This is a genomic window from Paenibacillus tepidiphilus (assembly GCF_008635795.1).
Lineage (GTDB): Bacteria > Bacillota > Bacilli > Paenibacillales > Paenibacillaceae > Paenibacillus_AQ > Paenibacillus_AQ tepidiphilus.
The window spans coordinates 201,905-212,167 of the sequence record NZ_VWRQ01000010.1; the positions used below are offsets into that span (position 1 = coordinate 201,905).

Annotated in this window: 11 protein-coding genes; all 11 read left to right on the forward strand. The window is 51.9% G+C overall.

Annotated elements, in window-relative coordinates; all coding sequences use genetic code 11:
- Positions 1 to 12: 12 nt before the first annotated feature.
- A complete protein-coding gene (gene hisC / locus F1379_RS15020; protein WP_150271087.1) occupies positions 13 to 1,110 on the forward strand; it encodes a histidinol-phosphate transaminase in 1,098 nt (365 codons plus the stop codon).
- Positions 1,111 to 1,163: 53 nt separating this feature from the next.
- Positions 1,164 to 2,258, forward strand: a complete 1,095-nt coding sequence (locus F1379_RS15025; RefSeq protein ID WP_150271089.1) for a prephenate dehydrogenase — start codon at positions 1,164 to 1,166, stop codon at positions 2,256 to 2,258.
- A 695-nt stretch (positions 2,259 to 2,953) separates the two neighbouring features.
- Positions 2,954 to 3,541, forward strand: a complete 588-nt coding sequence (locus tag F1379_RS15030; protein ID WP_150271091.1) for an RNA polymerase sigma factor — start codon at positions 2,954 to 2,956, stop codon at positions 3,539 to 3,541.
- A 5-nt stretch (positions 3,542 to 3,546) separates the two neighbouring features.
- Positions 3,547 to 4,140, forward strand: a complete 594-nt coding sequence (locus F1379_RS15035) for an anti-sigma factor family protein (protein ID WP_150271094.1) — start codon at positions 3,547 to 3,549, stop codon at positions 4,138 to 4,140.
- A gap of 155 nt (positions 4,141 to 4,295) precedes the next feature.
- Positions 4,296 to 4,883, forward strand: coding sequence for a histidine phosphatase family protein (locus F1379_RS15040; RefSeq protein ID WP_150271134.1), 588 nt, complete (start codon positions 4,296 to 4,298; stop codon positions 4,881 to 4,883).
- A 102-nt stretch (positions 4,884 to 4,985) separates the two neighbouring features.
- Positions 4,986 to 6,071 (forward strand): hypothetical protein, encoded by a 1,086-nt coding sequence (locus tag F1379_RS15045; protein ID WP_150271137.1) that lies wholly within the window; start codon positions 4,986 to 4,988, stop codon positions 6,069 to 6,071.
- Between the two features lie 12 nt (positions 6,072 to 6,083).
- The gene (locus F1379_RS15050; RefSeq protein ID WP_150271097.1) at positions 6,084 to 6,590 is read left to right on the forward strand and encodes a gamma carbonic anhydrase family protein; all 507 of its coding nucleotides are present in this window, start codon (positions 6,084 to 6,086) and stop codon (positions 6,588 to 6,590) included.
- An 18-nt stretch (positions 6,591 to 6,608) separates the two neighbouring features.
- Positions 6,609 to 6,788 (forward strand): IDEAL domain-containing protein, encoded by a 180-nt coding sequence (locus F1379_RS15055; protein WP_150271098.1) that lies wholly within the window; start codon positions 6,609 to 6,611, stop codon positions 6,786 to 6,788.
- 217 nt (positions 6,789 to 7,005) lie between these two features.
- A complete protein-coding gene (locus F1379_RS15060; RefSeq protein WP_150271100.1) occupies positions 7,006 to 7,650 on the forward strand; it encodes a DUF1405 domain-containing protein in 645 nt (214 codons plus the stop codon).
- 56 nt (positions 7,651 to 7,706) lie between these two features.
- Positions 7,707 to 8,591, forward strand: a complete 885-nt coding sequence (locus F1379_RS15065; protein WP_150271102.1) for a sporulation protein YpjB — start codon at positions 7,707 to 7,709, stop codon at positions 8,589 to 8,591.
- A 1,024-nt stretch (positions 8,592 to 9,615) separates the two neighbouring features.
- Positions 9,616 to 10,263, forward strand: a 648-nt coding sequence (locus F1379_RS15070) for an IS256 family transposase (RefSeq protein WP_203457102.1), incomplete at its 3' end; no start/stop codon positions are given.

The following is a 10,263-nucleotide window of genomic DNA, read 5'->3' on the forward strand; positions in this document are numbered from 1 at the left end:
CGAGGGCCTTTCATGAATCCGAAACCGAATATCGTCAATCTGCCCGTCTATAAGCCGGGGAAACCGATGGACGAGGTCAAGAAAGAACTTGGACTCAGCGAAGTGATCAAGCTCGCTTCCAACGAAAACCCATACGGTGCAAGTCCAAGCGCCAAAGCGGCGATTATCGCCGATCTGGAGAATCTGTATCTGTACCCCGACGGCTCTGCTGTTGAACTGACCGCTGCATTAGCCGGGCATCTGGGCGTCAAGAGCGAGAATATTATATTCGGCTGCGGGTCCGATGAGATCATTGCGCTAATCGCCCGTGCATTCTTCCTGCCGGGCGATGAGACGATTATGGCCGATCAGACCTTTTCCGTCTATAAGAGCAATGCCGATATCGAAGGTGCGGTCACGATTGAGGTGCCGCTTAAGGATGGAACGCATGATCTTCCGGCTATGCTGGCCCGCGTAACAGAGCGTACCAAAGTGGTCTGGATCTGCAATCCCAACAATCCGACCGGAACCATTGTTCCGGAGGCTGAGCTGCTGGCCTTCCTGGATGCCGTGCCGGCCGGAGTCATGGTTGTACTGGACGAAGCTTATTTCGAATATGTTACCGACGAAGCTTACTCCAACGGAATTAAGCTGCTTGAGCGGTACCCTAATCTGGTAGTGCTGCGTACCTTCTCGAAGATTTACGGACTTGCTGCGCTGCGCATCGGATACGGTGTAGCCTCACCGGAAATCATCCGGCTGATCAATCAGGTGCGGGAGCCCTTTAATACTACCCGCCTGGCCCAAGTCGGTGCGCTGGCTGCCCTGAAGGATCAAGCATACGTACAGGAATGCCGTGAATTGAACCGCAAGGGCATTGTGCAGCTGCAGGGTGATCTGAAGCGCCTGGGGCTCCATTCGTTCCCCGCGAACGGCAATTTCATCATGCTTGATGTCCGGAAGGCCGCAACTGATGTGTTCGACGCGCTGCTGCGCGAGGGGATTATCGTGCGGGCCGGCCACCGGCTGTATCCGACATACATCCGTGTAACTGTCGGTTCGGCTGAACAGAATCGGGCGTTCATCGCCGCACTTGAGAAGGTTCTGGAACTGCAGCAGGTGCAAGCCTAGCTTAAGAACCGCCAAACAACATGTCCCAATAGAAGGCAGGTAGTACAGAGAAGATGACAACCAAAATAGCCATTTTCGGTGTCGGCCTGATCGGCGGCTCCCTTGCCCTTTGTTTCAAAGGTAAAGAGGGCCTGACCGTCGTCGGCCATGCCCACCGTCCCGAATCCGCAGCCAAGTACCTCGCCAGGGAAGTAGTCGACCAGGCTACGCTTTCCATCGAGGAAGCGGCAGCGGATGCCGATTTTATATTTCTGTGTGTGCCAGTAGGCATGCTTGAGGAGTATTTGCTGAAGCTGAGCACACTTCCGCTTAAACCGGGCTGTATTATTACCGATGTCGGCAGCACCAAAGCCAGCATTGCCGCCTGTGCGCGAGCGCTGGATATACCCGGCGTGCATTTTATCGGCGGCCATCCGATGGCCGGCTCAGAGCGTTCCGGCGTCGAAGCCGCTTCTTCACTGCTCTTCGAGAATGCATATTATGTGCTGACGCCTCCCCCGGGGGTCCCGGAGGAAGCCTATGCAGCACTGCAGTCATTGCTTTTACATACAAAAGCACAAATTGTGCGGCTGGAACCCGAACGTCATGATGAAATCGTCGGAGCAATCAGCCATTTGCCGCATATTATTGCTGTAGCATTGGTTAATCAGGTCCATGCTTATGACAATACAGATTCACTGTACAGCACCTTGGCGGCCGGCGGCTTCCGGGATATCACGCGCATAGCGTCAAGCGATCCGCTGATTTGGCGCGATATCCTGCTGAACAACAGGTCGGTCATGCTGCGGCTGCTTCAGGACTGGAACGAGGAAGTCGCGTCCTTTATCCGGATGCTGGAGAAGGAAGACGGCGAAGCTATTCAGGAAGCGTTCCGCGAGGCCAACGGTTTCCGCAGCCAGCTTCCGGAACGGCGCAAGGGTATGATCACGCCGCTGTTCGAATTGCACATTGATGTTCCCGACCATCCGGGCATCATCGGCCGCATTGCCACTGAGCTGGGCGACCAGGGGATCAATCTCAGTAATATGCAGATTATCGAGAGCCGGGAGGATGTGCCGGGGATTATGCGCCTTTCATTCCGCCAGGAGCAGGATTTTGAGCGGGCCAAGAAGCTGCTGCAGCAGAAGGATTATACGGTGTACGTTTAATATCAGCTTGGTTTACCACTGATTCCGGGGCGCATCGCCCCGGATTTTCTTTTTCCCCGGAAGTTGAGATTATGGTTAGCATGAGGAGTACTCAAAAATGGACAAAAAAAGACCGCTTACATAATAAGCGGTTACAGTTCACGTATTTGGAACCGTACAGTGTTTGGATAGGAGTGGAGAGAAACCATACTGTACTTTTATTATATGTATCCGTTTTCATTCTGTCAACAGTTAATTTTGCATTTGTTAAGTCTTCAATAAAATAACTTTAATAGCACAGAATATACGATTTTATGATATAGAGAAACCCGACCATTCCGCTTATAATAATGCCATCACTTTCGACAGAAAGGGTATCTTTCAGTCACAGGAGTGCTGCCGAAAGTCTATTAATGTCATCTTGTTAGAAACTATGATATACTGGGTTAACTATGTTTATAGGCTCGTTTGGAACTTTGTGGAAACCAAATGTTGATCTTAGGGCGATGCCAGGCATAGAGCTGCAAATGTTTTTTTCTTGATGTATTCGTATTCATTATTCCTGAAATAAGACAGAGTTGAATATACATAGGAAGTATTTTGTGGAATGCAGCGATTTTGACGACAGTGGCGCAACTTTTAGGACCCTGACCGGTATAATTAGGTACGGACCGGACGGGAGTAACGTGCAAGGGACGAGGAGGGCCGAACTCACCATGACGGATTCCCAGTTGATCCAGCAGATTAAACAAGGAAATACGGAATTATACTCAGAATTAATGCGGCGGTACCAGCGTAAGATATTGGCTTTTGTCTATCATATGCTTAAGAATTCCCACATGGAGCTCATCGCAGAGGACCTCTGCTCGGAGACATTCTACAAGGCGTTCCGCAGCCTGCATTCTTTCCGTGAAGTGGACGCTTCCTTCTCCACCTGGTTATATACCATTGCCCGCAACACAGTGCTTAGCGAACTGCGCAAGAACCGCGCCGGCAATGTCTCTTTGGAAGAGAGCGGGTATATTCCGGTGGCGCCGGCAGAAATCGTGCCGGAACAGGCAGCACTGCGCAAGGAACGGATGAATCTGGTACGCGAAGCAATCAATAACCTGCCCGAGAAACAGCGTTCTGCGCTTATCCTGCGGGAATATGACCAAATGGATTATCAGGAAATCGCAATCATATTAGATCAAAGCGTGAGCTCTGTAAAGTCGCTGCTCTTTCGTGCGAGAAGCAGTGTGAAATTACAACTTGAATCCTATTTTCATGAGCCTGAGGCTGAGGTGCAGGCTGAGAGGGTGTAAGGCCGATGAATTGCGGGGAAGCGCAAGACTATATTCCGCTTCTGTGGGACGCTCCCCCCACCGATCCGAAGCGGATAGAACTGGAGAGACATATAGCAGGCTGTCCTTACTGTGCCGCCGAATGGGCGATGTGGGAAGAGAGCATGGAGCTGATGCAGGAGTCCAGGATTGAGGTAAACGACGATCGTGCGGAAATGATTAATCAGAGGGTAATGGAGCGGATCTATCTGGAGAGTCCGTGGCTGATGCCCGGGGACGGTAAATCTGCCGGCAATACGGCGGTATTCCGACGCAGATTGAGCCTGTGGATCGCTTGCTTCTTGGCTGTATTCATTTGCAGCACACTCTATTTCACCGTCTTCAAGCAAACTGCACCGGCCGCGGTTGCCCAGAGCGGTATCGTAGAGACCGGCGTGGCCGGGTTGTCGCTGGAATGGTCATCCGCTTATCCTGTCGGACACTCGGAAGGCGGTATTATTGAACCGCTCGTAGTAAGTATGGGGCCAACACATCCGCAATACTGGATGGTGTTATCAATGCTGGGAGTGTTTCTGTCGATCTTCCTGCTGGTCAGATTGAACCGATACCGCAGACAATAAAGAGTCCTCTAACCCAAGGTATAGAGGGCTCTTTGTTATTTTAGCATGTGCTGACAAAATAATGAAATCGGCTTCTTCCGCTATAAAAACAAGACATTTGATGTCATTCATGATACATTAGTAAGCAAACATAAAAGAAGGGATAGGTGAGAGGCATGCTGATCGGTCTGATTCGCCACGGGTTAACGGATTGGAATGCAGTGGGAAGAATTCAGGGACAAAGCGACATTCCGCTTAACGATGAAGGACGCAGACAGGCTGAAGTGCTGGGTGATCGTCTGCTGCAGGAGCCATACCAATGGGATTACTGTATAACAAGCAGTCTCTCCCGTGCAGCTGAAACCGGCGAGATTATTGCAGGCAAGCTGAATATTCCGCTGCTGGAGCCGGATCAGCGCATTCGAGAACGGGCCTACGGCCAGGTCGAGGGTCTTACTGCTCTGGAACGTGAAACGAAGTGGGGCAAGGACTGGAACCTGCTTGAGCTGGGTCAGGAAAGCGATGAGCAGCTGCAGCTGCGCGGGCTTGCCTTCCTGGAAGACCTTACGGTCAGATATCCGGATAAGAATGTGCTGGTGGTGTCGCACGGAGGCTTTTTGGCCCAGCTGTATACGGCCCTCTACAAGGATAAATATACTGAACGGATCGGCAATCTTTCTCTGACCATTTTGGAGAAAAAAGAGCTCGACTGGAATCCGCTCCTTTACAATTGTACGCGTCATCTTCTGCAAAATCAGCGTTAACCCGACCCTTCGGGTTATTTTTTTTGCACTTTTTTTTGCACATTAAGGAATAAAAAGGGCTGTATTTCCCATAATGGTAGTAAAACGGTGAGGCGATAAATGATGAATCTGGCGGATATGCTCACTTATGCCGACATTGGGCAGCTGACCGCCATCGCGGGACGCTACGAATGCGATTGCAAACGAAATTCTAAACATGATTTGATTCAGAGTATACTCATCACGCTGGGCAGCCGGAGCTTTATGGACTCGCACATCCGCAGCTGTACTCCCGAAGAACTGCGCTTTCTAAACACGCTTCTCTTCGATGAGCGAAGCCATTTCAGCCTGGAGGATCTGCTGGCTGCGGCATCACAGGCCTGTTTCGATCATCGGCCCGGGCAGAGCGGAACCCGCGAGCTCGTCGGCCGGCTTAAGAACAGCGGTTGGCTATTCGCCCTGGTCCCGCATCAAAGCAGACATTTGTTCCAGATTCCCCAGGATCTCAAAAGCCGTTTCCGCGAGCAAATGGGTGCTATCCTCCGCGAGCGGGTTATAAGCGCACCCGAGCCTGCGGTGTACCGCAGCGAAGGCGAGATGCTGCAGGCGGATATGCTGCTGCTGCTGCGGTATATCAAGGAGAATGAGCCGGAGCTGAATCAGGAGGGGGCGCTTTACAAGCGCTGCCAGCAGGCGGTTATGAACGCGCTGCAGATTCCCGAACCGCTGCTTGGCAAGGGCGGCTGGCGCTTCGGGTACGGAAGAGCGGGGGAGCATTACCCGCCCCGTCTGGCTCTGCTGTATGATTACGCCCGTCATCGCCGTTACATTGTGGAGGAGCATGGCCGGCTGAATCTGACTGCGGGGGGAGAGCTGCTGCTCAGCGAAGGAAAATCGGAAAGAATGATGCAGATTTTCTCCTTTTGGTTAAAACTCTATAAAGGTGCTATTCCCAATCTTACATCGCTGGTCTACTGGATTAGTGTCTGCGCGGGAAAATGGGTCACCGTCTCCTCTTTGGTGGAAGGACTCGGCTGGCTGGTGAAGCCGTTCTACTACGACAATGCCGCGTCGATTCTCGAACAGCGCATTTTACGGATGATGCTTCATCTGGGCATGATCCGGCTGGGGGAAGCCCCCGAGGGACCGGTAGTCATGATGACGCCATGGGGAATGGAGGCAGCCGGTCAGAAACGGCCGCCAAGGTAAGGGGGAGAAGGAATGCGGATTGCTTACGGTAACTACATACCGCGGCTTCACGAATCCGTCTATGTAGGCGAGGGAGCTAAGCTGGTGGGCGATGTGCAGATAGGCAAAGACTCCAGCATTTGGTTCAATGCCGTGCTGCGCGGAGATTTGGCTCCGGTTATCATCGGGGAGCGCTGTAACATTCAAGACGGCACCGTCGGCCATGTGGCTGAGGGACTGCCGCTCCTGCTGGGCGACGGGATATCGGTCGGACATTCGGCTATTATCCACGGCTGCCGGATAGGCAGCGGCACATTAATCGGAATGGGTGCAATTGTTTTGAACGGAGCAGAAATTGGTGAATATGCTTTAATAGGAGCCGGTTCTGTAGTGACGGAGAATAAAGCGATTCCACCTTACACACTCGCTCTGGGGACACCGGCCAAAGTCATCCGTGAACTGACGGAGCAGGATTTGCAGAGAATGGCCCGCACTTGCGACAGCTACGTTATGAAAGCCAGAGAATATGGGATTACTTAAACAGCGGAGGTGTATCGAATGGACAAAATGAAGGCTACCTATGAAGTGATGCTAGGACTTGCGGCAGAAATGGTGTGGGATGAAGCGCTGCGAAAGCGTCGTACCGACATCTTGTACCGGGAGATCGACACGGCGCTGGCGGCCGGAGACGAACAGGCTTTCCGGTATCTGACGGATGAATTGAAGAGCTTGGCATAATGGAGTGCGTCCGCCGGACCGAAGGCGGGCGCATCTGCATGCTCTTTTCTATTATATATAAGGCCGGTGCTCAGGTGTTCGGTGTGGAGTAGGCGGCTTGCCAAACAAATACACGAACAGTACAATTAATGATAACGCAAACCTGATCGTTCCTGCGGTCAGGTTTTTGTATGTTTATATGCTGTTAACTGCCGCTAATTGGGAGGTAAGCCGTTCTATGCCGGGTAACTGGTTCGAAAGATTGTTTCTGCACCGGGGAATGCTGTGGCTGCTGTTTGCGGTCAATTTTCTCGGCACGATTTACGGGTACATATGGTATGGCAATCAACTGGTTTATACGGCTGAGCATTATCCTGCCTGGCTGCTGCCTTTTGTTCCGGACAGCCCGACAGCCAGTCTCTTCTTTACTGCAGCGCTTCTGCTGCTCCTTTATCCCCCTAAAGGCCTTAAAGGGACACTGATCCGTGAGCTGATAGAGGCGCTTGCTGTGGTTACTTCGGTAAAATACGGCATCTGGGCCGTTGCGATGATCTTTGCAGGCGGCTTTCAGGGAGATGTCATTGGCTGGAAGGACTGGATGCTGGTCGCTTCCCATTTGGGCATGGCTATCGAAGCGCTGATTTATGCGCGCTTCTTTACACTGCGCCGGATGCTGCCGGTGGCGCTGCTATGGACACTGGCCAACGACATGGTCGATTATTCGCAAGGCGTCTTTCCGTGGCTGCCGAACGAGCTGGACGATGATCTGAATGAGGTGCAGTACTTCACTATTGGCCTCACGCTGGTAAGCACGGCTGCAGCCTGGCTGGTCACCGGCAAGCAGCGCAAGCATGCGTATCCCGCAAGACTAAGGCGGCGCTGACAAGCCGTTCTAATCTTGTCCCTCCTGCCATACATTAGAGTAGGAGGGGATGTCTCATGCCGCGCAGGATCAGATATGTGCTGGCCGGCTTGTTGCTTATTGGTCTGCTTGGGGGATTGGGGCTGGATTGTGTAAAGGCTGCAGCAAGACTCCCGGGTGCTAGAGCGGCGGCAGTAGGTCCGGATGTTCAGCCGGAGACTGCCACATGGGCGGGAAGAAGCGGGGCGGAGCAGCTGGAAGAGGCAGCCGAGGCCCTGTATACGTATGTGCTGAAAGGCGATGTGTCCAAAGCCAGGGAGAAGAGCGAGGAGATCTCCCGTCTGTTCGTCGCCTCCTCCTTTGAGGGGCTGGCTTCGGTGGAGGGAATCCATGCACTCGCAGAAGTGATCATGGATGTAAAAGCAACCTTTGCCGCTGCTGAGATCTCGCCGGAACGGTGGGAGGCTGCCGCTGCCAGATTGCGCTTGGCCGCCAACAGCCTGAATCAGCCGCATCAGCCGATGTGGCTGCAATACTATAAAGTGATCCGGGAGGATCTGAACGACATGGAGCGCAGTGCGGGAGCCGGCGATCTGGCCGGCTGGAAGACCTCCGTGACCAGACTGCAGAGCCGCTATGACAACATCCGCCCGGCGGTGGTCATTTCCCGTCCCCCTGAGACGGTGAATCAGCTCGACTCATGGCTGTCTTACGCTGCTGAGATTCCGTCATCGACGCAGCCGGTTCCCCGGGCCCGGCTGCTGGAGATCATCTCTTACGGCCAGGAAGCGGTACGGGTCGTCTTCGGCAAAGAGCGGAACGAGCCTGCACTTTCGCTCCCGCTGCCTCCGCAGAGATACGGGATATGGGGCTTTCTCGGCGGCGCTTTCATTGCCGCGGCGCTGGGTTATGCCGCTTACCGTAAGTACCGCGGAGACAAAGAGGACTGGAAAGCGGTGTAGGCCGGACGGAGCTGACGGCCGGTTTCCGGGCGGGCAACCCACGAACAGGCTGTCAAAACAAAATGCTCTGTCATTCCCGGCGGGAATGCAGGGCATTTTGTCATGGAGAGAATGCCGGTTGAAGAGATGGGGAAGGGAAGTGGTAGGGAAGCCGGCGGAAAGCGGGAGGATGATACGTAGGCAAAAGTAAAGTAAGAGAAAATTAAAGAGTGTGAACAAGAGTGGGAGTAAGATTAGTAGAAAAGAGTAAAAGTGTGAGTAGGAGTAACTGGGGGACAGTAGAAACCTATGAAAGAATCGGAAGGGTGAGAGTGAGAGGAGAGTGAGAAAAAGAGAAAGATGAAAAGAAAGGTAGAGGGGAAGAGAAAAGGTAAGAGGAGAGGAGAAGGAGGAAAGAATGGGCCTAGGGAATGTGAGTATAGCAGATTATAAGAGGTAATAATGAAAGAGTGAAAGAGTTGAAAGAGTTGAAAGAGTGAAAGAGTGAAAGAGTGAGAGGAAGAGTTTAAGAAGGAGAAGGAAAGAAGATAATTATAAAGGTTGAGGACTTGGAAGAGTAAGAGTAAGGACTAAAGTAAGAGTAAAAGTAAGAGTAAGCAAGTAGGGTGCACAAGAGATAATATGAAGTGGTGGAAGGGTGAGGAAAACGAAAGAAAACGAAAGAAAACGAAAGAAAAAAACAATCTAATAACATCTAGAAAAGCAATGCAAGGATAAAAAAATATGAAATTATAAGTAAGTTAGTAGATAGGGTTCCGTAATTCCCAACCCTACCCGATAGTCACACCCCTACCTTTTGCGCTTCAGCGCTTTATACAATTAAGTGGATTTTCGCACACTAATCTTGCTCTTTTTACGGATTTCAGTCATCTAATTTGATAATCGCCACTTAATTTGACCGATATGGGCGTAATGGTGATGGCGTAAAATAAGTTGTGTACCAAGATTTGGGGCCTAGTCAGGCAACAAAAAAGTAGGGTATTCTCGGGATTGTTGAAGTCCACCAAGAAAGGAACCCTACTCGATGACTATTGTACCCGAAAATATGCTAAATAATCTATTTGAAAATCTTGTTACTGAGTTTGTTAAAGATAACCTAGAATCCATCCTGCGCGCTGAAATTCAAGCCTTCATGTCTTCAGAAGAAGCCGGGATACGCAACAGCCGTAACGGATACTACACTCGTAATCTGCATACTCGCTACGGGAATATCGAAGACCTGGAAGTGCCTCGGGACCGACAGGGCTTGTTTCAGACCCAGCTCTTTGAACCGTACCAACGACGCGATGGTTGGCTGGAAGAAGCCGTCATTCAGATGTACAAATCGGGCATGGGCACCCGGGACGTGGCCCGGTTTATTGAGAGTATGTTCGGCAGCCATTACTCGCCCACCACCGTCAGCAATATTACCGCAACGGTGCTGGAGGACATTCACCAGTGGCAGAAACGTCCGCTCCAAAAACGCTACTCCGTCATCTATCTGGACGGACTCTACGTCAAACTCAAGCGTGGAACCGTCAGCGGTGAGGTCGTCTATTTTGCCATGGGCATTGACACGGAAGGCCACCGTCAAATCCTGGGCTTCTATGTGGGTGGCCAGGAAAGTGCCAATGGCTGGCGTGAAGTGCTCAAAGACCTCTATGACCGTGGAGCTCAGGAGGTATTGCTAGGC

What these genes read in the sequence shown, in the direction of transcription:
- hisC (WP_150271087.1), top strand. Translation starts at nt 13, where the DNA reads ATGAATCCGAAACCGAATATCGTCAATCTGCCCGTCTATAAGCCGGGG.
- F1379_RS15025 (WP_150271089.1), top strand. Translation starts at nt 1,164, where the DNA reads ATGACAACCAAAATAGCCATTTTCGGTGTCGGCCTGATCGGCGGCTCC.
- F1379_RS15030 (WP_150271091.1), top strand. Translation starts at nt 2,954, where the DNA reads ATGACGGATTCCCAGTTGATCCAGCAGATTAAACAAGGAAATACGGAA.
- F1379_RS15035 (WP_150271094.1), top strand. Translation starts at nt 3,547, where the DNA reads ATGAATTGCGGGGAAGCGCAAGACTATATTCCGCTTCTGTGGGACGCT.
- F1379_RS15040 (WP_150271134.1), top strand. Translation starts at nt 4,296, where the DNA reads ATGCTGATCGGTCTGATTCGCCACGGGTTAACGGATTGGAATGCAGTG.
- F1379_RS15045 (WP_150271137.1), top strand. Translation starts at nt 4,986, where the DNA reads ATGAATCTGGCGGATATGCTCACTTATGCCGACATTGGGCAGCTGACC.
- F1379_RS15050 (WP_150271097.1), top strand. Translation starts at nt 6,084, where the DNA reads ATGCGGATTGCTTACGGTAACTACATACCGCGGCTTCACGAATCCGTC.
- F1379_RS15055 (WP_150271098.1), top strand. Translation starts at nt 6,609, where the DNA reads ATGGACAAAATGAAGGCTACCTATGAAGTGATGCTAGGACTTGCGGCA.
- F1379_RS15060 (WP_150271100.1), top strand. Translation starts at nt 7,006, where the DNA reads ATGCCGGGTAACTGGTTCGAAAGATTGTTTCTGCACCGGGGAATGCTG.
- F1379_RS15065 (WP_150271102.1), top strand. Translation starts at nt 7,707, where the DNA reads ATGCCGCGCAGGATCAGATATGTGCTGGCCGGCTTGTTGCTTATTGGT.